At 62.6% G+C, this 22,280-nt stretch carries 22 protein-coding genes; 14 read left to right on the top strand and 8 right to left on the bottom strand.

Annotated features, from left to right (window positions below):
* Nucleotides 1–38: 38 nt before the first annotated feature.
* The 3 genes from LB558_RS03865 to LB558_RS03855 are packed head-to-tail and all read right to left on the bottom strand — an operon-like array spanning nucleotide 39 to nucleotide 3,330.
* Nucleotides 39–1,037 carry an ABC transporter permease gene (locus tag LB558_RS03865; protein WP_412033432.1) on the bottom strand — a complete coding sequence of 333 codons (999 nt, stop codon included), beginning with the start codon at nucleotides 1,035–1,037 and terminating at the stop codon, nucleotides 39–41.
* Nucleotides 1,025–2,617 (bottom strand): sugar ABC transporter ATP-binding protein, encoded by a 1,593-nt coding sequence (locus tag LB558_RS03860; RefSeq protein ID WP_224696302.1) that lies wholly within the window; start codon nucleotides 2,615–2,617, stop codon nucleotides 1,025–1,027. Before LB558_RS03860 ends, LB558_RS03865 begins: the two co-directional genes overlap by 13 nt.
* A gap of 11 nt (nucleotides 2,618–2,628) precedes the next feature.
* On the bottom strand, nucleotides 2,629–3,330 hold the full coding sequence (locus LB558_RS03855; protein ID WP_224696301.1) for a GntR family transcriptional regulator: 702 nt from the start codon (nucleotides 3,328–3,330) through the stop codon (nucleotides 2,629–2,631).
* Nucleotides 3,331–3,507: 177 nt separating this feature from the next.
* Here LB558_RS03855 and LB558_RS03850 point away from each other — a divergent pair, with 177 nt between their 5' ends.
* From LB558_RS03850 to LB558_RS03840, 3 genes are read left to right on the top strand one after another with little or no spacing between them, the layout of a single operon-like run.
* Nucleotides 3,508–4,734 (top strand): iron-containing alcohol dehydrogenase, encoded by a 1,227-nt coding sequence (locus LB558_RS03850; protein ID WP_224696300.1) that lies wholly within the window; start codon nucleotides 3,508–3,510, stop codon nucleotides 4,732–4,734.
* Nucleotides 4,735–4,750: 16 nt separating this feature from the next.
* Nucleotides 4,751–6,232, top strand: coding sequence for an NAD-dependent succinate-semialdehyde dehydrogenase (locus LB558_RS03845; protein ID WP_224696299.1), 1,482 nt, complete (start codon nucleotides 4,751–4,753; stop codon nucleotides 6,230–6,232).
* Nucleotides 6,233–6,242: 10 nt separating this feature from the next.
* A complete protein-coding gene (locus LB558_RS03840; RefSeq protein ID WP_224696736.1) occupies nucleotides 6,243–7,079 on the top strand; it encodes an alpha/beta hydrolase in 837 nt (278 codons plus the stop codon).
* Nucleotides 7,080–7,312: 233 nt separating this feature from the next.
* On the opposite strand, the gene LB558_RS03835 is transcribed toward LB558_RS03840, so the two are convergent.
* A complete protein-coding gene (locus LB558_RS03835) occupies nucleotides 7,313–8,809 on the bottom strand; it encodes an aldehyde dehydrogenase family protein (RefSeq protein WP_224696298.1) in 1,497 nt (498 codons plus the stop codon).
* On the opposite strand from LB558_RS03835, the gene LB558_RS33015 reads away from it, so the two are divergent.
* Entirely contained in the window at nucleotides 8,716–9,027 is a 312-nt protein-coding gene (locus tag LB558_RS33015; protein WP_224696297.1) for an SDR family oxidoreductase, read from the top strand. The two genes, LB558_RS03835 and LB558_RS33015, sit on opposite strands and share 94 nt — an antisense overlap.
* Nucleotides 9,028–9,041: 14 nt before the next feature.
* Here LB558_RS33015 and LB558_RS03825 read toward each other — a convergent pair whose 3' ends face one another.
* On the bottom strand, nucleotides 9,042–9,947 hold the full coding sequence (locus LB558_RS03825; protein ID WP_013533150.1) for a LysR family transcriptional regulator: 906 nt from the start codon (nucleotides 9,945–9,947) through the stop codon (nucleotides 9,042–9,044).
* A gap of 135 nt (nucleotides 9,948–10,082) precedes the next feature.
* Between LB558_RS03825 and pxpA the strand changes: the two genes are divergently transcribed.
* From pxpA to LB558_RS03775, 10 genes are all read left to right on the top strand, one after another.
* Complete coding sequence (pxpA, locus tag LB558_RS03820) at nucleotides 10,083–10,805, top strand: 5-oxoprolinase subunit PxpA (RefSeq protein WP_224696296.1); 723 nt, start codon at nucleotides 10,083–10,085, stop codon at nucleotides 10,803–10,805.
* Between the two features lie 65 nt (nucleotides 10,806–10,870).
* Nucleotides 10,871–11,104 (top strand): acetyl-CoA carboxylase, encoded by a 234-nt coding sequence (locus LB558_RS03815; RefSeq protein ID WP_013533152.1) that lies wholly within the window; start codon nucleotides 10,871–10,873, stop codon nucleotides 11,102–11,104.
* Complete coding sequence (locus LB558_RS03810; protein WP_224696295.1) at nucleotides 11,104–12,468, top strand: acetyl-CoA carboxylase biotin carboxylase subunit; 1,365 nt, start codon at nucleotides 11,104–11,106, stop codon at nucleotides 12,466–12,468. Before LB558_RS03815 ends, LB558_RS03810 begins: the two co-directional genes overlap by 1 nt.
* A gap of 9 nt (nucleotides 12,469–12,477) precedes the next feature.
* Nucleotides 12,478–13,353 (top strand): 5-oxoprolinase subunit B family protein, encoded by an 876-nt coding sequence (locus LB558_RS03805; RefSeq protein WP_224696294.1) that lies wholly within the window; start codon nucleotides 12,478–12,480, stop codon nucleotides 13,351–13,353.
* A complete protein-coding gene (locus tag LB558_RS03800) occupies nucleotides 13,343–14,314 on the top strand; it encodes a biotin-dependent carboxyltransferase family protein (RefSeq protein ID WP_224696293.1) in 972 nt (323 codons plus the stop codon). Before LB558_RS03805 ends, LB558_RS03800 begins: the two co-directional genes overlap by 11 nt.
* Before the next feature lie 248 nt (nucleotides 14,315–14,562).
* Nucleotides 14,563–15,315 carry an ABC transporter ATP-binding protein gene (locus tag LB558_RS03795; RefSeq protein ID WP_023808980.1) on the top strand — a complete coding sequence of 251 codons (753 nt, stop codon included), beginning with the start codon at nucleotides 14,563–14,565 and terminating at the stop codon, nucleotides 15,313–15,315.
* On the top strand, nucleotides 15,312–16,046 hold the full coding sequence (locus tag LB558_RS03790) for an ABC transporter ATP-binding protein (RefSeq protein WP_224696292.1): 735 nt from the start codon (nucleotides 15,312–15,314) through the stop codon (nucleotides 16,044–16,046). The genes LB558_RS03795 and LB558_RS03790 overlap by 4 nt, the downstream gene beginning before the upstream one ends.
* Nucleotide 16,047: 1 nt before the next feature.
* Nucleotides 16,048–16,953 (top strand): branched-chain amino acid ABC transporter permease, encoded by a 906-nt coding sequence (locus LB558_RS03785; RefSeq protein WP_027036291.1) that lies wholly within the window; start codon nucleotides 16,048–16,050, stop codon nucleotides 16,951–16,953.
* 4 nt (nucleotides 16,954–16,957) lie between these two features.
* A complete protein-coding gene (locus LB558_RS03780) occupies nucleotides 16,958–18,049 on the top strand; it encodes a branched-chain amino acid ABC transporter permease (RefSeq protein WP_224696291.1) in 1,092 nt (363 codons plus the stop codon).
* Between the two features lie 43 nt (nucleotides 18,050–18,092).
* Nucleotides 18,093–19,286 carry an ABC transporter substrate-binding protein gene (locus LB558_RS03775; protein WP_224696290.1) on the top strand — a complete coding sequence of 398 codons (1,194 nt, stop codon included), beginning with the start codon at nucleotides 18,093–18,095 and terminating at the stop codon, nucleotides 19,284–19,286.
* A 116-nt stretch (nucleotides 19,287–19,402) separates the two neighbouring features.
* Here LB558_RS03775 and LB558_RS33010 read toward each other — a convergent pair whose 3' ends face one another.
* The 3 genes from LB558_RS33010 to LB558_RS03755 all read right to left on the bottom strand — a co-directional run bounded on the left by LB558_RS33010 (nucleotide 19,403) and on the right by LB558_RS03755 (nucleotide 22,277).
* Complete coding sequence (locus LB558_RS33010; RefSeq protein ID WP_318011607.1) at nucleotides 19,403–20,071, bottom strand: nuclear transport factor 2 family protein; 669 nt, start codon at nucleotides 20,069–20,071, stop codon at nucleotides 19,403–19,405.
* The gene (locus tag LB558_RS03760) at nucleotides 20,068–21,450 is read right to left on the bottom strand and encodes an aspartate aminotransferase family protein (RefSeq protein WP_224696289.1); all 1,383 of its coding nucleotides are present in this window, start codon (nucleotides 21,448–21,450) and stop codon (nucleotides 20,068–20,070) included. The genes LB558_RS33010 and LB558_RS03760 overlap by 4 nt, the downstream gene beginning before the upstream one ends.
* 95 nt (nucleotides 21,451–21,545) lie before the next feature.
* Nucleotides 21,546–22,277 (bottom strand): LamB/YcsF family protein, encoded by a 732-nt coding sequence (locus LB558_RS03755; protein ID WP_224696288.1) that lies wholly within the window; start codon nucleotides 22,275–22,277, stop codon nucleotides 21,546–21,548.
* Nucleotides 22,278–22,280: the final 3 nt, after the last annotated feature.

Raw genomic sequence — 22,280 nt, 5'->3', positions numbered from 1 at the left:
CCTACAAGAACGTTAATCCGCGTGGTCCGGACGCGGCGCTATTTCGAATTCGAAAACCGCTGGATGAGCATGGCGATGATGATGATGACGCCCTGAACAGCGGCAACGAGGTATTCAGAGACGAAGTCCGACAGCACCATGAGGTTGGCGATGAGTTCCAGGATGACGGCGCCGGCGACTGTTCCCCACACATGGCCCTTGCCGCCGCGCAATGCGGTGCCGCCAATCACCACGGCTGTGATGACCTGCAGTTCCCAAAGCTGTCCGGTCGTCGGCGTTGCGGCGCCCAGGCGCGGCACGTAGCAGATCGCGGCAATCGCCACGCAGACACCCTGGACGATATAGGCCACGGTCCGTGTCCTGATCACCGAGATGCCGGAATAGCGGGCGACATCCTCATTGGCGCCGACCGCCGCACATTTGCGCCCATATTTCATCTTGTAAAGGATGAAGGATGCGACCGCGGCGACTGCGATGGATATGAGGATTGGAACCGGGACGCCGGCAACCGTGCCGAAATAGACAGGCCGGTAGGCCTCGCGCAGCGACCGGTCGATCGATATCGTGCCGCCGTCGGTCAGATAGGTTATCAGCGCCCGGAAAATCCCCATCGTGCCCAGCGTGGCGATAAACGGTTCGATCCTCCCGACCGTGACGATGAGGCCGTTGGTAAGCCCACACAGCAGGCCGACCAGGATCGCCACCGCCATACCGGCGGGAATAGCCCAGATGCCGGCATGCGGCGCCACCGCGTTCATGAACATGATGGTGATGCCGGTGATGAAGGCGGCCATCGAGCCGACGGAAAGATCGAGCCCCCCGGACGAGATCACAAATGTCGCGCCGACAGCGATGATAGCGATGAAGGCGCTTCGGGTGATGACGTTGGCGAGGTTGGTGGCGGACAGGAAATCGGGGTTGATGAGGTAACCCACGACCAGGAGGGCCGCCAGCGCAAGGAAGGGTCCGATGTCGGTCCAACTGATGTTGAGATCGAGGGGGCGACGCCTGGGTGCGGATTCGGTCATGACAGCCATTCTGTGCCTCCCTTGGCTTTTGGCCCTGGCTTGGGGCCGCTGGTCGCCAGTACCGCCACATTGCTTTCGGTCATTTCGGCGCCACTGACCTCGCCGGTGATGCGGCCTTCGCGCATCACCAGGATGCGGTCGCAGATGCCGATCAATTCCTGCATCTCCGAAGAGATGACGATGCAGGCCTTGCCCCTGGCCACAAGCTCCTGGATGAAGGCATAGATCTGCGCCTTGTTGGCGATGTCGATGCCACGCGTGGGCTCGTCGATAATGACCACCGAAGGATCGGTCAGCAGCACCTTCGCCAGCAGCAGCTTCTGCTGATTGCCTCCGGAAAGCTGGCCCGCCTTGGCGCCGAGGCTCTTCAGCCTGATGTCATATGTCTCCACGGCCTGTTCCAAGGCCTCCGCTTCGCGGCGCCGACCTACCGAGAGGCCGGGATGGAACACACCGAGCGCCGACAGCGTCAGGTTAGGCGCCAGGTGCTCTTGCAGCAGCAGTCCCTTGCCCTTGCGATCCTCGGTCAGGTAACCGACGCCGGCGTCGATCGCCGCGCGTTGCGACTGGAAATGGACCGACTTGCCCTTGAGTTCAACGGTGGCGGTCGCCGGGCGCAGGCCGATAATGCCCTCGAAGAGTTCGGTGCGGCCCGCCCCGACCATGCCGGCAAACCCAAGGATCTCGCCCTTGTGGACCGTGAACGACACGTCCTCTGCATAGCCGGGAACGGAGGCGTTGCTGACGCTCAGCATCGGCACATCCGAAGGCGCCACGGTTTTTTTGGGATAGAGTGCTGCCAGTTCGCGCCCGACCATCAGCCGCGCCATATCCATCTGGCTCAGCGTCCTGCCGGGATAGGTGCCGACCATCTTGCCGTCGCGCAGAACGGTCACCTTGTCGGCGACCCGTTGCACCTCGTCCAATCGGTGACTGATATAGAGCACGGCGGTGCCGTGAGCCTTCAGTTGCAGGACGATCTCCAGCAGGCGCTCGACCTCGCCACCGGTCAGAACGGCGGTCGGCTCGTCGAAGATAACCACCTTATGGTCGTCAAGCAGGGCGCGAGCGATCTGCACCATCTGCCGGTCTGCCAGCGAGACGTCGCCCACCAGTGCCCTTGGCGAGACCGCGCAGCCGATCTGCGCCAGTTTCTCGGCTGCCAGCCGGCGCATGGTGCGGTCATCCACGACATGGCCACGCGAAAGCTCTCGCCCGAGAAACAGATTGTCGGTGACCGTGAGCCCCTCGGCGAGCAGGATCTCCTGATGAACCAAAGCGATACCCGCATCCTGTGCCTGGCTGGGCTTGGCAAATTTCACCGTGTGTCCGCTCATCGACAATGTGCCGTGGCTTGGCTCGACATAGCCGGACAGCAGCCGCATCAACGTCGACTTGCCGGCACCGTTCTCGCCAATGATGGCGTGGATCTCACCGGACAGGACGTCCAGGGTGACGTCCGACAACACCGTCACCGGGCCGTATTGCTTGGACAATTCCTGAGCGCGCAGCACCGGTTCGAGCGAACCAGGCGCATCGCTGGACAACGTGCTTCCGCCCTCCCCGGCGATATTCGCGGCAATGGACATCCGTTCCGACCTCAATCGAATGCCGGCAGCAGGCGATCGCGCGAGTGCTCTATGTGGATGCGCATCGCCTTTTCGGCGGCATCGGGATCGGCCGAGCCGAACGCGGCAAGGATCGCCTCGTGTTCGTCAAGCGCCTCCTCGGTCACGCGTGCATGGAACATCAGGCGGAAGATGTGGAAGTGCGTGTGCTGATGGCCCAACGTCTCGCGGATGAGTTCGTTTTGAGAAAACTCCATGATCTTGTCGTGGAAGATCGCATCCTGCCTGGCGAAGTTCGAATAGCGTACGCGGTCGTCCTTGCCTTCGCGGCGCGACATCACGCCGGCGGCTTCGAGCAACAGATCGAGCTTGGCCTCGTCCATCGTTGCGGCGGCCTTTGCGGCGCCATGCGGTTCGAGCAGCAGACGCATCTCGTACAGTTCGTCGAAGCGGCGCCGGGTGATCTGGGGCGCGGCACGATAACCGATCAAATGCGTCTTGAGCACCAGACCTTCGCCTTCGAGCCGGCCGAGGGCTTCGCGGATCGGCGTGTGCGAGACGTTGAATTCCTTGACCAGGCTGTCGACTGTAATGCGTGAGCCTGGCGGGATCTTCAGCGCCATCAACTGCCCGAAGATGGCTTCATAGACATCTTCGACGAGACTGTTGGCGCGCTGGATGCGACCAGCTCCAATGCTGGCGTCACTTGGGTCGGGTAAGTTTGCGGTCTGCATATTTTGCCTCTTGACAGTGAGGACTGCTAACACGATGGTTCCGCAGATGCAATCCTATATCCTATACGATTTTAAAGCGGATATGTTTTAAGTGCGAGAGACACACGCTCAGACCGCCCCTATCCAGACCGAGTTCAATGCCTCCGTTTCCAGTCAGCCGCCGTCAAAGGACCGATCATGACCCTCTTCGCCGCCCTGCGGTTGCCGCGTGAAATCCTGTTCGGGAAGGGGCAGCGCCATGTGCTGCCGACGGTCGCCGCCCGGTTCGGCCGACGCGCGCTGGTCTGCACCGATGAGCGTTTCGCGGGCACCACGGTATTCGCCGACATCATCAAGTCCCTTCAGTCGGCCTCGATCGAGGTCCTGGTGCATGATCGTGTTCTGCCCGACGTGCCACGCGACACAGTCGGCATCTGTGTCGAGGAAGCGAAGGGGTTCAGGCCGGACATGGTGATCGGCATCGGCGGCGGCAGTTGTCTCGATTTCGCCAAATGCGCCACCTTGCTGCTCAGCCATGGCGGCAAGCTCCAGGACTACTATGGCGAGTTCAAGGTGCCGGGCCCGACGCTACCGCTGATCGCCGTGCCCACCACAGCCGGCACCGGTTCCGAAGTGACACCCGTCGCGGTGATCTCGGATCCGGACCGGACGCTCAAGGTCGGCATATCGAGCCCTTATCTGATCGCTGCGACTGCCTTGTGCGACCCCGAACTGACAATGACCTGCCCCCCTGCCCTGACCGCGATAGCCGGCGCCGACGCGCTAACCCATGCGATCGAGGCATTCACCGCCATGCGGCGCGGAGAAGACCCCAACCTGCCGCAACAGCATGTCTTCATTGGTAAGACTGCGCTGACCGACCATTTCGCGTTGCTCGCGATAAAACTGCTTGGCCGGAGCCTGGAGAAAGCCTGCAGCGACGGCACCGATGCCGACGCGCGTGCCGATGTCATGATGGGCGCGCTGGCGGCGGGCTGCGCATTCGGCACCGCCGGCACGGCGGCGGCGCATGCCGTGCAATATCCGGCAGGCGCCCTCACCCACACCGCCCATGGTTTGGGCGTGGCGACAATGATGCCTTACGTGATGACCTATAACAGCCGCGTCGCCGCTCACGAGATGGCAGAGATCGGCGCGGCACTTGGCTTGGAGACCAAGGCCAGAACCGCCGCCGAGACGGCAGCCGCCACAATCGCGGAGATCAGGCGATTGTTCGCGGCGATCGGCATTACGCCAACACTGGCGGATCTAGGCCTCCCTGCCGACAAGCTTGACTGGACGGCTGAGCAAGCGCTCGGCATCGACCGTCTGATCAAGAACAATCCGCGTGCCTTCGATCTCGGCACGATGCGACGCCTCGTCCAGGCTGCCCATGACGGCGACCTCGCCGCCTGCGTTATGTGAAAAACGGAACAAAGCGATGAATTTGAATGCTCAGCAACTCGACCAGGATGGCTATGACGTGCGCGGTTTTTCGCACGGACTCTACATCGACGGCACTTGGCGACCGTCCTCCGACGGTCGGCTCATCGATGTCGTCGATCCCTCCTCTGGGGCGGTGATCGCGGCGGTTCCCGATGCGACAGTCGAGGACGCCACCGCCGCCGTCGAGGCCGCGGCCAAAGCAGCTAAGGGATGGCGGGAAACTGCGCCTCGCAAACGCTCGGAAATCCTTCGGCGCTGTTTTGAGCTCATGGTCGAACGGTCCGAAACGCTTGCCATGCTGATCTCGCTGGAGAATGGCAAGGCGTTGCGCGACGCGCGTGGCGAGGTGGCTTATGCTGCCGAGTTCTTCCGCTGGAATGCCGAAGAGGCGGTCCGGATCACCGGTGAATTCGGCACTGCGCCATCCGGCACCAACCGGATCGTGGTCGATTATGAGCCGATCGGAATTTGCGTGCTGATCACACCGTGGAATTTTCCGGCCGCGATGGCGACCCGCAAGATCGCGCCGGCGCTGGCGGCAGGCTGCACTGTCGTCCTGAAGCCGGCCAGTGAAACACCGCTGACGGCCTATGTGCTGGCGGCACTCTACAGCGAAGCCGGCGTGCCTGCCGGCGTCGTCAACGTGCTGACCACGACCAGTCCCGGGCCGCTGACTTCGGCCATGCTCGCCGATCCGCGCGTCAGGAAGCTCTCCTTCACGGGGTCGACGGGTGTCGGCCGAACCTTGCTCGGCGAGGCTTCAAAGCATGTCATTTCTTGTTCGATGGAACTCGGCGGCAACGCCCCCTTTGTCGTCTTCGACGATACCGATCTCGACGCCGCCCTCGACGGCGCGATGATCGCCAAGATGCGCAACGCCGGCGAAGCCTGCACCGCTGCCAATCGCCTCTATGTGCAATCGGGAATCTATGATGCTTTTGCCGACGGGCTCCGCAAGCGCATGGCGGCACTCAAGGTGGGGGCGGGTCCGAATGCCGACACCGAGTGCGGGCCGATGATCACCAGAAAGGCTGTCGACAAGATCGACCGTCTGGTCAAGGACGCGGTGGGCCGGGGAGCCAAGGTGCTTTGCGGCGGGTCGATTTCAGAGGAAGAAGGATTCTTCTATCCGCCCACAGTGCTGTCCGATGTGCCGCCCGATGCGGAGATGGCGCACGAGGAGATTTTCGGCCCGGTGGCACCTATCACACGCTTCGACACCGAGGCCGAGGCCATCGCACATGCTAACAACACGGAATATGGCCTGGCCGCCTATATATACACACGCGATGTTGGGCGCGGCATGCGGGTGGCGTCGGGGATCGAGGCCGGCATGATCGGCCTCAACCGGGGACTGATGTCGGATCCGGCCGCACCATTCGGAGGCGTCAAGGAGAGCGGCCTTGGCCGCGAAGGCGGCCAGCACCACGGCATCGCCGAGTTCATGGAGGCTAAATATATTGCCGTCACCTTCTAAACCGCCAGTCATGTCAAAGGACCCTTTCCGCACGCGCGACCATGTGGCCGATTTTGACGATATCGTGGCCGACATAGTGACTCGCAGCGCCGAAACCCGGGCGACCCTGCCGATGTCGGCTGATATCGCCTATGGCGAGGGCGAGGGCGAAAGGTTGGACCTGTTCTTTCCGCCCGGCGCGCGCCGGGATCTTCCCGTGCACATCTTCATCCATGGCGGCTACTGGCGCATGTTCTCCAGGAGCGACTATTCTTATGTAGCGAACACAGTCACCGAGGCTGGGGCGATCGCGGTCATCGTCGACTATGCGCTGATGCCCGAATTCAGGATGGCGGCAATCGTCGACCAGATCCGGCGTGCCAAACAATGGGTGCTGGACAATATAGTCGCCCATGGCGGCGACCCTGCCCGGCTAAGCGTAAGTGGTCACTCGGCGGGTGCGCACCTGGCCACATTCCTGTTCGAAAAGACGCCAATGCCATCAGGCATAGGTGCGGCGCTGCTGCTAGGCGGCCTTTACGACCTCAAGCCCCTTCAGACGTCCTTCCTCCAGCCGCTAATCGGAATCACCGATGAGGAGGCAACTGCCTTCACCCCAATGACGCGGTGGCATGACCCGGAGACGGCAGCGACCATTCTCGTCGGAGATCAAGAAACGTCACCTTTTCACCAGCAGGCCGCCGACTTCGGAAAGCGCTTGCGCGCGCAGGGGCACCTTGTCCGCGACCTACGCCTGAATGACCGAAACCACATGAACAGCGTGCGTGATCTGGGCATCAGCGGCACACAAGCTGGCGATTGCTTGATGGCGATGATCGAGGGAAACGGCCAGCCGAGCCCCCCTTGACTGCCTGGCTTGACACTCCCGTCACTCAAGAAAGTACCGTCACGGGGATCGCGGCACACTACCGGCATCGGGCTGAGCTTTGCGGCAGGTGAAATCCGGCAGAGGACACAACCGACGATTCCTCATCCTCTTTCTCCACACTGCATGCGGGTAGAGCCGATCGACCATGCTCAGTCGGCATCATCACCGCGCGGGCTATGTGCACCACTCCTTCTCCGAATATCAGCGCACGCTCAGTCGGTCTGGATCCAGATCGACTTGGTCTCCAGATATTCATGCAGATGTTCGGTGCCGCCCTCGCGGCCATAACCGGACATCTTCATGCCGCCGAACGGCACCGCCGGGTCTATGGCGTGGTACATGTTGACCCACACCGAGCCGGCCTTGATGCGGCGGGCGAGCTTGTGGGCGGTGCCCAGATGACTGGTGAAAACGCCGGCCGCCAGGCCATAGGGCGTCGCATTGGCCCGCGCCACGGCTTCGTCGAGCGTGTCGAACGGCATCGCCGAAATCACCGGACCGAAGATTTCTTCACGCGCGATGGTCATCTTGTCCGACACCGCGCCGAAGACAGTCGGCGCGATGAAATTGCCGCCGTCGTAGAGGTCGCCGGTCAGTCGCGAGCCGCCCGCTATCAGTTCGGCGCCTTCGTCACTGCCAGCTTTGATATAGTCCACCACCTTGCCAGCCTGCCTGGCATTGATGAGCGGGCCGATTTCGGTTTCCGCCTCGATGCCATGGCCGATGCGAAGCCTGCCGGCAAACTCGGCGACCCGGCGCACGAATTCATCATGGATTTCGCGCGCCACGAACAGCCGCGATCCGGCGATGCAGATTTGGCCCGAATGCACGAACACCGCCATAGCGGCGACAGGAACCGCCTTGTCGATGTCGGCATCACGGCAGACGATGATCGGCGATTTGCCGCCGAGCTCCAGGGAAACGCGCTTGAGGTTGGTCACGCCCGCCCGCGCGATGGCCTGGCCGGTCAGCGTCGAGCCGGTGAAGACGATCTTGTTGACATCGGGATGTTCAGCGAGCCGCGCACCGGCCTCTGCCCCGGTGCCGGTGAAGACGTTGACAACGCCGTCGGGAACGCCAGCCTCCTGCATCAGCCTGGCGATCAGCAGCGGCGTCAATGAGGCATCCTCCGAGGGCTTCAGCACGATGGTGCAGCCGGTGGCGAGAGCCGGTGCGATCTTCCAGATCGACGCGGCGGTCGGAGCGTTCCAGGGGATGATGGCGCCGACAACGCCCACCGGCTCTCGCCTTGTAAAGCTGACGATCTCGCCAGGGATCGAATTGTCTATGGATTCGCCATGCAGCGCGGTCGCCATACCGGCATAGAAGCGCAGCATGCCGATGACGCGCCGCCGGTTGGCGAGCGTGCGCGTGATCGGCAGTCCCATGTCGAGAGTGTCGGAAACGCTCAGTTCTTCCCAATGGGTCTCGAAGAGATCGGCGATGCGCAGAAGCACGCACTGCCGCTCATAGGGCGAGAATTTTGACCACGGCCCTTCGAAACCCGTGCGCGCAGCGGCCACCGCCGCATCGACGTCGGCCGCCGAGCCACGCGGCACGGTGGCCAGCACTTCGCCAGTCGCCGGGTTGAGCGCTTGCATCTCCTGGCCGGACTGTGCCGGAACCCAGTTGCCGCCGACGAACATCGGCCGGAATTCGCCGTGGTAGAGCGCCGCGGCCTTCGCCCGCGGGTCGAAACTCAGCGTCATCCCTTCCTCCTACAATTCCGTGGCGCCCGTGCGGTCGTTGCTGGGCGATTGCCGCCACCCGGGCCATGGCCGTGGAACTCGCCCCCTTCGGCATCCGCGTCAACGCCATGAACCCAGTTGCCGTCGACACGCTGCTTCTGTCCACCTTTATCGGCTCCGGCGAAGAGAACCGCGCCCGCGTCGTCGCCACCATTCCGAGCCTGAGCCATAGCGCCTGAGTGGCGGCAGGAGGTTAGCCGCCGCCGCCCATGGTCACGGACATAAAGGCCCGGAAGGCCGCCGCCGCCGGTTCGATTGATCTGTCACGCGACCAGGCAAGGCCAACGTCCATGGTAGGGATGGGCTCGACAAGCCCGCGCACTTCGATGCGCTGCCCCTCCAAGGACCAGGGGCGGTAAACCATGTCGGACAGGACAGTGACCCCCATGCCGGCAGCCACGAGCGACCGCACGGCCTCGACCGAACTGGTGGTGAGGACGGCGCGGAGCGAAAGGCCCGCGGCATCCCAGTAACGGGCGGCCGTCGTACGTGCCTCGTCCACCGTCAGCATGACATAATCTTCCGCCGCCACATCGGCGAGGCTGATTTCCTGCCGCGCGAGCAGATGATGATCAGCCGAAAGCCAGAGCCGGCGGTTCGACCGCATCAAGACCTCCTGCGCCAACTCCTTGGTGTGCTCCAGGTTGGACACCAGCATCACGGCCATGTCGATGTCCCCGCACATCAGGCCGCTTTCGAGCGCGTCTCGGGGCAATTCCAGCACCTCGACCTCGATCTCGGGATAGGTCTTTCGAAACCGCGCGTAATGGCGCGACATGTAGTAGCCGACGACCGTGTAAGTCATGCCCAGCCGCAGCTTGCCCGCCAGGCCTTTCCTATCGCGCAACGGGCTTCGGACGGCAGCAGCGACGGCCCCGGTGATCACACGCGCATGTTCAAGAAACCGCGCGCCCTCCATCGTCAATCTTACGCCAGCGTGGTTACGCTCCAAAAGCCGTACGCCCAGATCAGCCTCAAGGGTCTTTATCGCCGCGGTGACCGCCGATTGCGAGATGTTGAGTTCCACCGCGGCATGACTGACCTGCCCGCTCTCGGCGGTCGCGATAAAATAATCAAGCTGTTTCAAGGTGATGGTCATGGTGCGCTCCGACCCAGAAGCATTATCTGTTTTTTTGATATGACAATCAATAAACTACTATTTCACAAACGCCCTCGCATGCGCAAAAAATGCTGCAACGCCGCAAAGACGGCAGCTTCGAGGGGTAACAATGTGATGGCGGTGACGCTAAACTGCGATATGGGCGAAAGCTTTGGCCTCTACAGGGTTGGCGATGATACGGGCATGATGCCCATCATCGACGTTGCCAATGTCGCCTGTGGTTTTCATGCCTCCGATCCGGATCACATGCACGCAGCCGTCCGCAGCGCCAAGGCGAGTGGCGTAAAGATCGGTGCCCATCCAGGCTTGCCCGACATTCAGGGTTTCGGCCGGCGCGAGATGCGGATGACCCGCGAAGAAGTCAGGAACACCATCATTTACCAGGTGGGAGCGCTTGCCGGCTTCCTTAAGGCCGAGGGTGTGGAACTCCACCACATCAAGCCGCATGGCAGCCTCTACTTCATGGCCATGCAGCAGGAGGCAATCGCCCATGGCGTGTGCGACGCGGCAGAGGTTTTCGGCGTACCCCTCTTCGGCATGACGGGCACCCTGCATGAGAAGATCTATCAAGGGCGCGGTATCCCATTTGTCGCCGAGTTCTATGCCGATCTCGACTACGATGCCTCCGGCAAGCTGATCTTGACACGCGTTCATGACGCCAAGGACCCCGCGGAGATGGCCGAACGGTGCGTACGCGCCATCAGGGAGGGCGAGGGTACGGCAGAGGACGGCAGTTTCTTCCCCGTACGCTGCGAAACCATCTGCGTGCATTCCGATACGCCGAACGCCATCGAAATCGCCAGGGCCGTGCGCACCGCAATCGCCCCTTGGCACTGAAGTCGACGAAACCGCCCGCACAGGCGGTTCTGAATTAGTCTGTCTGCAGTTTTTCGGAGCTTTTTATGGCCCAGATTCTTTCGCCTCTTCCCGGCACTTTTTATCGCAGCGCTTCGCCAGACCAGCCGCCCTACAAGGCGGATGGCGACGCGGTGTCCGCCGGAGACGTAATCGGTCTCATCGAAGTGATGAAGTCGTTCCACGAAGTGAGGGCCGAGACGGCCGGTACGAACATCCGCTTCATTGCCGACAATGAGGACCCCATCATGGCCGGCGCACCTATTGCGGATCTCGACTGATGCTGAAAAAGCTTCTGGTTGCCAACCGGGGCGAGATAGCGGTCAGGATCATCCGGGCCGCGCAAGATCTGGGGATCGCCACCGTGGCGGTGTATTCGGCCGCAGACGCCGAGTCGCTCCACGTCCAGCTTGCGGACGAAGCGGTCGACATCGGCCCACCAGCTGCAAAGAAGTCCTATCTCAATGTCGAAGCAATTCTGAAGGCTGCCCGCGACACCGGTTGCGACAGCGTTCATCCAGGCTATGGGTTCCTTGCCGAGAATGCCGCGTTTTCCGACGCGGTCACAGGCGCTGGATTGGTCTTCGTCGGCCCGTCGGGAGATGCGATCCGGATGATGGGAGACAAGGTCTCGGCGCGATCGGCCGCGGCCGCTGCAGGTGTCCCTGTGGTGCCTGGCTCGGCTGGTCGGGTGGAGGGCCTCAAGGCTGGCCACGAGGTGCTGACAGCAACCGGTTTTCCGGTGATGATCAAGGCGGCGGCAGGCGGCGGCGGGCGGGGCATCCGCATCGCGAACTCGCTCGCCGAGTTCGAACAAGCCTTTCCTCAGGCCGAAGCAGAAGCCCTCGCCGCCTTTGGCGACGGTGGTCTCTACATGGAAAAGGTGATCGGCAAGGCCCGCCATATCGAGGTGCAGGTGCTGGCAGACGGAAGCGATGCCATCCACTGCTACGAGCGCGAGTGCTCGCTGCAGCGGCGACGCCAGAAGGTTTGGGAGGAGGCGCCGTCGCGCGCACTTTCAGACAGGCTGCGCGAAGAGCTCTGCGCTTCGGCGGTCGCTTTGGCCAAGGCGGTCAAATACTCTGGTGCCGGCACGGTAGAGTATCTTTATGACGATGAAGCAGACCGCTTTTACTTCATCGAGATGAACACCCGTATCCAGGTCGAACACCCGGTCACCGAAGCGATCACCGGCATCGACCTCGTTGCGGAGATGCTTCGCATCGCCGGCGGCGAGAAGCTGCGGATTCGGCAAGGCGATGTCTCCGTCAAGGGGCATGCGATCGAAGTCCGGCTCAATGCCGAAGACCCGGCGAAGGAGTTCGCTCCATTCCCCGGGCAGGTGGCCGAGCTTCGCATTCCCGGCGGTCCGGGCGTACGCTTCGATTCGATGCTCTACCATGGCTATCAGGTGCCGCCCTTTTATGACTCGCTGCTTGCCAAGTTGATCGTGCATGCAGAGACGCGCGATGCGGCGATAGCGCGCCTGATCCGCGCGCTCAACGAGTTGAAGATCGGCGGGCTCAAGACCACCAAGCCGCTGTTTCTTGCGCTGGCCGCCGATCCGGCGGTGCGGGCCGGAGACGTACATACCCGCTGGCTGGAAGGCTGGCTCATCGAAAACGCCGCAGCATTGGCGGGTTAAGGAGCACCGATGTCGATACGATTCAACTTCGGCGGTGACGAACATATCTTCGGCGAGGTGTCCGAGGAAATGTCGCTCACCTCCTTCTTTACCGGTCTTTCGATGACCAATGCGGTGCGTACGGCAGGCATCCGAGGTGTCACCGAGATCTGCCCAGCCAACGCCAGCTTCCAGATTCGCTTCAACCCCGACATCGTCAAGCCGCAGGATTTGCTCAGCGAACTGAAGTCGATGGAAGAGGCGGCCTCGAAGGCGGACCCGGTGCTGAAGACCCGGATCATCGAACTGCCGGTTTACTTCCAGGATCCATGGACGCGTGAAACCTGCCTGCGCTTCCGCGAGCGCCATCAGGACCCCTCCTCCACCGATCTTGAATATTCGGCACGCATCAACGGCTACGCCACGGTGGAAGAGTTTATCGCGGCCTATTCCGGCCAGCCCTGGTTCGTGTCGATGGTCGGCTTCGTCGCCGGACTGCCCTTCCTGTACCAGATGGTTGAGCGCAAGAAACAGATTCAGGCGCCGAAATACTTGCGTCCACGCACAGACACTCCCAAGCTCACCATTGGCCATGGTGGCTGCTTTGCAGCGATCTATTCGGTACGCGGCGCTGGCGGCTACCAGATGTATGGCATAACCCCGGCCCCGATCTACGACCCGACCAGGAAGGTGTGCTACCTCGCCGATGACATGTGCCTGTTCAAGCCAGGCGACATCGTCAAGTTCAAGGCCATTGGTCGCGATGACTACGACGCCACGCTTGAGGAAATCGAAGCCAATCGGTGGCAGCCGACGATTCGCGAGTGCACCTTCAGCCTGAAGGATTTCAACAGCGACATTTACGGCACCAATGCAAAGCTGATGGAGCTTATCAATGGCCGTTAAGGTAATCTCTCCCGGCCTCTCCACTTCCGTGCAGGACCTTGGCCGACCAGGCCACTATCATGTCGGCATTCCAGAAGGCGGCGGCATGGACCGCTTTGCGACACGCATCGCAAACCTGCTTGTCGGCAACGATCCGGGTGCCGCGGTGCTCGAAGCCACTTTCATGGGCCCCGAACTCGAATTCACCCAATCCGCGGTCGTCGCCGTCACGGGTGGAGAGCTCCCACCCAAACTCAATGCCGAGGAACGGCCTACCTGGGAAAGTTTTCCGGTGAAGGCCGGTGACCGGCTTTCCTTCGGCTTCCTCAAGGGCGGCGCGCGCGCTTATCTGGCCGTCTCCGGCGGCATCGACGTACCCGTGGTTCTCGGTTCGCGCTCGACTTACATTCTGGGCGCACTCGGCGGCCATCATGGTCGCACGCTGAAGGCGGGTGATGAGCTTCCCCTCGGCGAAGGTTCCGGCAAAGCCGGTCTTTCACTGCCTGCAAATCTACGCCGCGCGCGCAATAGTCCGGCGGAACTCAGAATGCTTCCCGGCATGTACTGGCATCGGATCACTGAGGCTGCCGGCAATCGGTTCTTTGAGGAAACCTGGAAGGTCGCGCCCGAAGCCGACCGCATCGGCTATCGCTTCCGGGGCGGGACGCCACTGGAGTTCGTCGAGCGCGAGCAGCCTTTCGGTGCGGGCTCCGACCCCTCGAACATCGTCGATGCCTGCTATCCCTACGGATCCGTCCAGGTGCCGAGTGGCACGGAGCCGATCGTTCTTCACCGGGATGCGGTTTCGGGTGGCGGGTACATGATGCTGGGCGTGGTGATATCGGCCGACATGGACCTTATCGCCCAGCTCCAGCCACATACCCCGGCGCGCTTCGTTCCGGTGACGCTGGAAGACGCGCTTGCCGCGCGAACCGAACAGCGCGCCGCGCTGGCGCGTGCCGAAGGGCATCTGGCCGGCTGACGTCAGCCGGAAAATGCCGGCGGAGAAGCCGGAGGCGAGGAGATCGGCCGGCCAAAACCGACCGTGCGTGGCGGAAGACAAAATCCGGTGCGCGAAACGACAAGACGACGCCGGGCAACGGCGTGAATTTGGCACCCGAGCAGTCCGCTAGAGACCGCCGGAACCGACAGGGGAAGACATTTGCAACGTGACTGGCCGCAAGGCCGGATGCTTCGCGCCTTTCCGTCGGTAGAAAGAAGGAAAGGGTCGTGAGTCATCTGAGCGCGGAGAACGTCTCGGTATCGTTTGCGGGGCTGAAGGCCCTGTCATCGGTAGACCTCCAAATTACGCCCGGCCGCATCAGTGGCCTCATCGGCCCGAATGGCGCTGGCAAGACCACGCTCGTCAACGTGCTGACCGGCTTCCAGGCACCGACGGAAGGCACCATCAAGCTCGACGGGGCAGCACTCACGGGTCTCAAGCCGCATCAGGTCCGGCGGCGCGGCATCGCCCGCACCTTCCAGGGTGGGCGGCTTTTCCGCGACCTGCCTGTGCTGGACAATTTGGAGGTAACCGGCGTTGGCCTGGGAATGAGCAGGCGCGCTGCCATCGCCGAAGCGGAAGCGATGCTCGACTGGATAGGCATCGGCGCGCTGAGCACCCGCATCGCCGGAACGTTGCCATATACGGACGAGCGCCGCGTCGCCATTGGCCGCGCCCTGATGGGACGGCCCGCATACATTCTGCTCGACGAGCCCGCGGCTGGCATGAGCGCACTGGAGGCGCGGGAGCTTTCGGCTCTGATAAGACACATCGCCGCCGATCTCGGCTGTGGTGTCCTGCTCATCGAGCACAATGTCGGGCTGGTGCTCGGCCTTTGCCAGCACATCGTCGTGCTCGATTCCGGAGCGATCATCGAGGAAGGCCCGCCTGCCGCGATCCGCGACAGCGAGAAGGTGCGCCACGCCTATATGGGCACGGCCGCGAACACCGACCTGCCTGTGCTGGAGGCGATGGAATGAGCCTGCTCGCCCTTTCCGATATCACCATCCGCTACAGCCGTCTCACGGCGGTTCGAAATGTCTCCTTCTCCATGGATGAGGGAGAAATCCTGTTCATCACCGGCCCGAACGGAGCCGGGAAGTCTTCGCTGCTGCGCGCGATCGCCGGTGTTACGCCGGTGGCGGGCGGCCGGATCGACCTCGCGGGTCATGCGATCACCGGCCAGGCGCCGGAGAACATCGCCCGGCTCGGATTCTCCATGGTGCCGGAGGGGCGCGATGTCTTCGGCTCGCTGACGACCGAAGAGAACCTTCTGGTCGGAACCGGCATGCACGCCCGCGAACGCGGCTGGCGCAGCCGAGCGGCCGACGAACTCGAAGCCGTCTACGCAACCTTCCCGATGCTGAAAGAGAGGCGGCACGGGCAGGCGGGATTGCTGTCCGGCGGGCAGCAGCAAATGCTGGTCATCGGACGCGCGCTGATGACCAATCCGCGGCTTGTAGCCATCGACGAGCCTTCGCTGGGCCTCGCCCCCAACATCAACGACCAGGTCTACGAGCGGCTGATCGCGCTGCGTGCGCAGCGCCAGCTCACACTCCTGATCGTTGAGCAGAGCTCGGCCCGGGCGATGATGGTGGGCGGGCGGATGATCCTGATGCGTGGCGGACAGATCGTGCTCGATGGCGACGCGCGGACGCTCGGCAATGGCGAGGCGATCCAGGCTGCCTATTTCGGCTACGAGGACAATTGAGATGCTTCAGATCCTGTTCGACGCACTCTCGCTTGGTTCGCTCTACGCGCTCGGGGCGCTCGGCATTGCTCTCATCTTCGGCGTCATGCGGCTCGTGAACTTCGCGCATGGCGACGTCATCGCTTTCTGCGTCTTCGCCCTGTTGTGGCCGTCTACGGACGCAATGGCCATCGTCTTCGCCGGCCAGTTGCCGTGGTACCTGCTGGTGCCCTTCGTGCTCCTCTGCGGGGCCGGGCTGTCGGTGTTGTGCGAAATCGTCGTCTTCAGGCGGTTCCGCCAGGCAAATCCGGCAACCATGATGATCGCCTCCTTCGCGCTCGGTTTCGTAATTCGCTACTTCCTGCTCATGCTTTTCTCCAGCCGGCCGAAATCGATCTCGCTGCTGCCCGAACTGTCCCAGCCGGTGGAGATCCTTGGGGCCCGGCTTCCCCTCCTCCAGCTCATAACGATCGTCGCCACGATGGTCATCCTGATCGGCCTGACACTGTTCCTGCGTCAAACCCGCTTCGGCCTGGAGATGCGGGCGGCGGCCGAGAACTTCTCGATGGCCCGCATGCTGGGTGTGCGTGCGAACCGGGTTATCATGGGCGCGTTCGCCCTCTCCGGCGCGTTGGCCGCCGCCATTGCACTGATCTTTGGCGCCCAGACAGGCACGCTGGACATCCAGATGGGCGCCTCGATCATGTTGATGGCTTTCATCGCTACCGTCATTGGCGGCCTCGGCAGCCTCGGGGGAGCCGTGCTCGCCGGCTTCCTGCTGGGTGCCGCCTCGGTGATCATGCAGGTCATGCTGCCCATCGACGCCCGGCCATTCCGCGATGCCTTTGTCTATGGAGCGGTCATCCTCGTTCTCCTCTTCCGCCCGCAAGGGCTTATTGCCGCGCGCGGCACCAAGGAAAGGGTCTGATTTCATGGCTGTCGCCGCCTCCCCAGCCAACCCTACCGCTCCCAGTGCCGCGGCTGCCGAGCGAAAGCCCGCCCGCTTCGCGCTTGCCCGCCGCACAATCCTGACGCCGGTCCTGCTTTCTCTGCTGCTGCTGGCCATCGCGCTGATCACGGTGATGACCGGATCGCGGCCCTTCAACCAGACGGTGATCGACGTGTTCATCCGCGTCATCCTCGTCGTGGGCCTATACATCTTTATCGGAAATTCGGGCGTCCTCAGCTTCGGGCATATCGGCTTCACCTGTCTTGGCGCCTACGCAGCCGCGTGGCTCACCATCAATCCGATGATGAAACGCGGTTCGCTGCCGGGACTGCCCGAATGGCTGCTGGCGACCCGTTTGCCGTACTGGCAATCGGCTGTGCTGGCGGCATTGTTCGCCGCCCTCGCCGCTCTCATTTTCGGGCGGGTTCTGATGCGATTATCGGGCATCGCAGCATCGATCGCGACCTTCGCGATGCTCGCCATGATCAACACAATTTATTCCAACTGGGAGAGCGTGACCGGAGCGACCTCATCGGTCGTCGGCATTCCGATCGTGCGCGTGATTTGGCCGTATCTCATCGGTGCCGTGGTCGCAATCTTCATCGCCTGGGCGCACGCGATCTCCCGGTCCGGCCTGGCCCTTCGTGCTGCCCGCGACGAGCCCACCGCTGCTGCGGCTTCCGGAGTCGATATTCCCAGGGAAAGACTGGTGGCATTCGTCGTATCAGGCGCGGTGATGGGGCTGGGCGGTGCGCTCATGGCTCATTCCATCGGCGTGGTCACACCCGACACCTTCTATCTCGGTCTCACCTTCATCACTCTTTCCATGCTCGTCGTCGGCGGCATGGGCAGCCTGTCGGGGGGTGTGGTGGGTGTCGTCCTGCTGTCCGCCCTCATCCAGGCGCTGCGCTGGCTGGAGGCAGGCGTATCGCTCGGCGAGTCCACTTTCGCCCTCCCGAAAGGGGTTCAGGAAATAGCCCTTGGCGTCATCATGATCGTGATCCTCGCGCTTCGCCCATCCGGACTCATGGGCAACCGCGAGCTCACCTTACCCCGCAGCAGCCGCAACAAGTGACCGGCGGCACAAGCCCGACCGGAAAACAAAAAAGGAGACGTGCATGACATACAAAATGAGAATTGTCGCAATCGCCCTGGCCTCGATGTCCATCGCATACCCGGCCCTGGCCGACAACGACACCATCGTCATCGGCTTCGCCACTGCGGAGTCGGGCTTCATGGAAGCCTATGACAAGCCTGCTCAGGAGGCAGCCTTGATCCGCATCGACGAGATCAATGCGGCTGGCGGTCTGCTTGGAAAGCAGATCAAGGTCGTCAAGGCCGACACCAAGTCCGACCGGGCCGAAGGCGCCAAGGCGGGCCTCTCCGTGCTCGACCAGGGTGCGGATCTCGTGGTCGTCTCCTGCGATTACGACTTCGGATCGCCGGCTGCGCTCGCGGCCGAGGACGCGGGCCGCATCTCCTTCTTCCTGTGCGCGGAATCGGTCAAGGCCGGTATCCAGGGTGTCGGTCCGCACAGCTTCTCCGCGTCGGTGCTGGCGCCCGTGCAGGGCGCGACCATGGCCGAGTGGGCATTCAAGGAAAAGGGCGCAAAGGACTTCTACCGTCTGCTCGATACCTGGACGGCCTACAACAAGGGCATCTGTGACGGCTTCGACTGGATGATGCCGAAGCTCGAAGCCCAGGGCGCGAAGCTTGTCGGTGAAGACACCTTCAAGAACGAAGACGCCTCCATCGCCGCGCAGATCACCCGCATCAAGTCTCTGCCGAAGGAGCCGGATGCGATCATGCTTTGCACGATGATGCCGGGCGCCGTCTCGGCCATCAAGCAGCTTCGCGCCGCGGGCATCAACTCCATGATCCTGAACGGCTCGGGCGTCGACGGCAGCTATTGGCTCTCGGCTGTGCCCGATCTGACGAACTTCTACGTCCCCGTTCAGGGGTCGATCTATGGCGACGATCCCAATCCGGAAGTGCTGAAGTTTAATGCCACCTACAAGCAGAAGACAGGCGCCGATCCCTCGAGCCAGTATGTCTTTCCGGGTTACGTCATGGTCGACGTCTGGGCCAAGGCGGTGGAGCGTGCAGGCACGACCGATGCCGACGCCGTCGTCGCGGAACTGGAAAAGATGAAGAATGAGCCGACGCTGTTCGGGCCTCGTACCTTCACGCCGGAACTGCATCACCAGAACCAGACGCGGTACCTGATCGTCGAGACCAAGGCCGGCAAGCCGGGTGTTGTAGGCAACTGGACGATTTCCGAGCCGGTACCGATGGAAGCCTTGCTCAAGTAGGAGAAGATGGGCCGGGTAAGCCCGGCCCTTTCGTCTCTTGAGAATCTTGCCTTTGGACAAAAAATGAGGGCGGCCCGCTTGGACCGCCCTCGTCGTCCGATGAATTCAGATTTTCGCTACCCTCGCGCTTTGCGGTAGGAATCCTTGAGCGCTATGAGCTCCCCCGAGAAAGCGAAGATATCGCAGCCGTCGACTTCGATTTGCTGCCCCGCTGCCGTGGTGCCAACGAAGCGCCATGATGAAAGCCCGGTGTCGTCCGTCACGACGTGCCGTCCCCTGGTCCACGCGGCTTTCGGGAAAGCATCGAACAGCGCTGCATAGGCGGCACGCACGGCGTCACGCCCCATATGCTTGCGCCCTTCGGCATCGGGTCCAGCCGAGCCGTGGAACGCGCAATTCTCAGCCATGCAGTCCATCAGCGCGCCCACGTCGCGGGCGTTCCAGGCCGCGAGGAACCGGTCGAGTACGGCGAGCCGCCTGGCTGCGAGGTCGCCGGCCTCAACGACCTCGACCTCCAAAAAGGCGAGTGGCGCATCGCCGGCGTTGATGACGTTATGGGCCACACCCGTCCGCCGCGAATAGGGCACCCCTTGGGTGAGAGCGGCTTGCGATTGCGCACCGTCCGGACCTTCGAGATCGAGCTTGCCGTCCGTAAGCGGTACGATGACGTAGTCATGTCCATGGATGTGCCAGCCGGTCTCGGCCCCGGTGGCAAAGCGCCACTCGGTGACCCGGAAGCGTTCGTCGTCGATATGGACGACCGGTTCGGCTTTCATGCGGGTCATTCAAGTCCCTCCTTGGCAACCGCACCGGTCAGGCGCTCAAGCGTCCGGCCCATGCGCGTCATGATTTCCTTCACATCGTCTTCTGTCGAGATCATCGGCGGGCAGAGCGCGAGCTGATCGCCGATGGCACGGAAGATGAGGCCTTCCTCGTGGCCGATCCCTGCTGCGATACTCCCTGCGCGCCCAACCTTTGCGAAGGGGCGTTTCGTCGCCTTGTCCGCCACCAGCTCAACGGCGCCGATAAGACCGGTGCCCCGCGCTTCGCCGACAAGCGGGTGATCGGCAAATGAGCGGATGCCGGCCTGGAACGACGTCTCAAGGCGGGCCGCGTTTCCGATCAGGTCCCGCTCCTCGAAGATGGCGAGGTTTTCAAGACCCACTGCCGTCGCGACCGGATGGCCCGACGCCGTGAAGCCGTGGCCGAAATTGCCGATCGTGGCGGTGTTGTCGGCGATCGCCTGATAGATCGCATCGGAGAAAATGACGGCGGCAAGCGGCATATAAGACGACGTGATTTGCTTGGAGACCGTCATGATATCAGGCGTGAAGCCGTATTTCTGCGCGCCGAAGGGCGTACCAAGCCGCCCGAAACCACAGATCACCTCGTCTGCTATCAGAATGATATCATTTGCCCGGCAGATTTTCTCCACGCCTTCCCAGTACCCGACCGGCGGAGGCAGAACGCCGCCGGCTGCCATAAGCGGCTCTCCTATGAAGGCTGCGATGCTGTCAGCCCCTTCTTCCGCGATCACCGCCTCCAGCTCGGCGAGCAGACGCGCCGTGAAGGCGGCTTCGTCTTCGCCTTCCATGCCGAAGCGATAGAAGTGCGGGCAGGTCAGGTGGCGAACGGGAATCGCCGGCAGATCGAAGTCGCGGTGGTTGACCGGCAGGCCTGTCAGGCTGCCGGAGGCGACCGTGATGCCGTGATAGCCCTTGGTCCGTGCCAGGAATTTCTTCTTTTTTGGCCGGCCCAGCGCATTGTTCATGAACCACATCATCTTGACGATGGTGTCGTTGGCTTCCGAGCCCGACGACGTGAAGAAGACACGCGTCAGGTTTTCCGGCGTCATCTCCACGAGTTTCTCCGCGAGGCGGATGGATGGCTCATGCGCCTTGGAGGAGAAGGTGTGGTAGTAGGGCAGCTTCAGCATTTGCTGATAGGCAGCGTCGGCCAATCGCTTTTCCGAGAAGCCGACGCCCACCGACCACAGCCCGGCGAGCCCTTCGATGTATTCCTTGCCGCGTTCGTCATACACACGGATGCCGTCGCCGCGGCTGATGATCAGCGGCCCGGTTTCTTCGTGCTGACGCAGGTTGGTGTAGGGGTGCATGGTGGTGGCGATGTCGGCGGCGACGAGAGAGTTGGAAAGCGCATCCATGGAAGTCCTCAGCGGCTTGGGGAAATGGTTCGGGCAGTGAGTTCGAGATAGTCCTCGATCCCGTGCGTGGAGCTTTCACGATTGGGGAGAATGAATCATGGGAGGCCGTTGGAATGGGTGTCGATGATCCGCCGCATCAGCGCGGCGACGTCGCGCGCATTCGGCGGATCGGAGTGGATGCAGACGGTGTCGAAGTCGACCGGGCGGATCGTGCCGTCTGTCGTGACGAGCTCGCGTCGGGTAAGCGCCCCCACCATGCGGTGCTCGGCAAGCGTCAGGTCGATGGCCGACTGGACGCGCGGGATGATCAGGCTGCCGCCCGGAGCGTAGGCAAGATCGGGAAAGAACTCGCCCACGAAGGCAACGCCGAGTTCGGCTGCCGCCGTCTCGTGACAGGTTCCCGCCATACCGAAGAGAGGGACGCCGAACGGCTTGACCGCCGCGGCAATTGCCCGGGCAGTGTCCAAGTCGTGCGCGGCCATGCCGTAAATGATGCCATGCGGCTTGACATGGCTGAGCTCCCCGCCCTCGGCGGCCAGCATCCCTGTCAGCGCACCGATTTGGTAGAGGAAGGCGGCTGTCAGTTCCTCCGGCTGAAGTTTCATTTCGCGCCGGCCGAACCCCTCCCGATCGGGAAGGGAGGGATGCGCGCCGACCCGCTTGCCATACGAAAGCGCGAGCCGCACGGTCTTCAGCATCGTCCATGGATCGGAGGCGTGGAAGCCGCAGGCGATGTTGGCGCAATCGATATAAGGCATGATGCCGGCATCGTCGCCGAAGCGCCAGTTGCCGTAGCTTTCGCCCATGTCGCAGTTCAGGGTGACCATGGT

The sequence above is a fragment of the Mesorhizobium sp. CO1-1-8 genome (assembly GCF_020164875.1).
Classification (GTDB): domain Bacteria; phylum Pseudomonadota; class Alphaproteobacteria; order Rhizobiales; family Rhizobiaceae; genus Mesorhizobium.
This window is presented reverse-complemented; position numbering and strand designations above follow the sequence as displayed.

Excerpts from the sequence above, each read along its gene's own strand:
- LB558_RS03800 (WP_224696293.1), top strand. The coding sequence starts at position 13,343 with ATGGCCGTTAAGGTAATCTCTCCCGGCCTCTCCACTTCCGTGCAGGAC.
- LB558_RS03780 (WP_224696291.1), top strand. The coding sequence starts at position 16,958 with ATGGCTGTCGCCGCCTCCCCAGCCAACCCTACCGCTCCCAGTGCCGCG.
- LB558_RS03760 (WP_224696289.1), bottom strand. The coding sequence starts at position 21,450 with ATGGATGCGCTTTCCAACTCTCTCGTCGCCGCCGACATCGCCACCACC.
- LB558_RS03775 (WP_224696290.1), top strand. The coding sequence starts at position 18,093 with ATGACATACAAAATGAGAATTGTCGCAATCGCCCTGGCCTCGATGTCC.
- LB558_RS03860 (WP_224696302.1), bottom strand. The coding sequence starts at position 2,617 with ATGTCCATTGCCGCGAATATCGCCGGGGAGGGCGGAAGCACGTTGTCC.
- LB558_RS03825 (WP_013533150.1), bottom strand. The coding sequence starts at position 9,947 with ATGACCATCACCTTGAAACAGCTTGATTATTTTATCGCGACCGCCGAG.
- LB558_RS03855 (WP_224696301.1), bottom strand. The coding sequence starts at position 3,330 with ATGCAGACCGCAAACTTACCCGACCCAAGTGACGCCAGCATTGGAGCT.
- pxpA (WP_224696296.1), top strand. The coding sequence starts at position 10,083 with ATGGCGGTGACGCTAAACTGCGATATGGGCGAAAGCTTTGGCCTCTAC.
- LB558_RS03785 (WP_027036291.1), top strand. The coding sequence starts at position 16,048 with ATGCTTCAGATCCTGTTCGACGCACTCTCGCTTGGTTCGCTCTACGCG.
- LB558_RS03840 (WP_224696736.1), top strand. The coding sequence starts at position 6,243 with ATGTCAAAGGACCCTTTCCGCACGCGCGACCATGTGGCCGATTTTGAC.
- LB558_RS03810 (WP_224696295.1), top strand. The coding sequence starts at position 11,104 with ATGCTGAAAAAGCTTCTGGTTGCCAACCGGGGCGAGATAGCGGTCAGG.
- LB558_RS03835 (WP_224696298.1), bottom strand. The coding sequence starts at position 8,809 with ATGACGCTGAGTTTCGACCCGCGGGCGAAGGCCGCGGCGCTCTACCAC.
- LB558_RS03865 (WP_412033432.1), bottom strand. The coding sequence starts at position 1,037 with ATGGCTGTCATGACCGAATCCGCACCCAGGCGTCGCCCCCTCGATCTC.
- LB558_RS03845 (WP_224696299.1), top strand. The coding sequence starts at position 4,751 with ATGAATTTGAATGCTCAGCAACTCGACCAGGATGGCTATGACGTGCGC.
- LB558_RS03805 (WP_224696294.1), top strand. The coding sequence starts at position 12,478 with ATGTCGATACGATTCAACTTCGGCGGTGACGAACATATCTTCGGCGAG.
- LB558_RS03850 (WP_224696300.1), top strand. The coding sequence starts at position 3,508 with ATGACCCTCTTCGCCGCCCTGCGGTTGCCGCGTGAAATCCTGTTCGGG.
- LB558_RS03755 (WP_224696288.1), bottom strand. The coding sequence starts at position 22,277 with ATGGTCACCCTGAACTGCGACATGGGCGAAAGCTACGGCAACTGGCGC.
- LB558_RS33010 (WP_318011607.1), bottom strand. The coding sequence starts at position 20,071 with ATGACCCGCATGAAAGCCGAACCGGTCGTCCATATCGACGACGAACGC.
- LB558_RS03815 (WP_013533152.1), top strand. The coding sequence starts at position 10,871 with ATGGCCCAGATTCTTTCGCCTCTTCCCGGCACTTTTTATCGCAGCGCT.
- LB558_RS03790 (WP_224696292.1), top strand. The coding sequence starts at position 15,312 with ATGAGCCTGCTCGCCCTTTCCGATATCACCATCCGCTACAGCCGTCTC.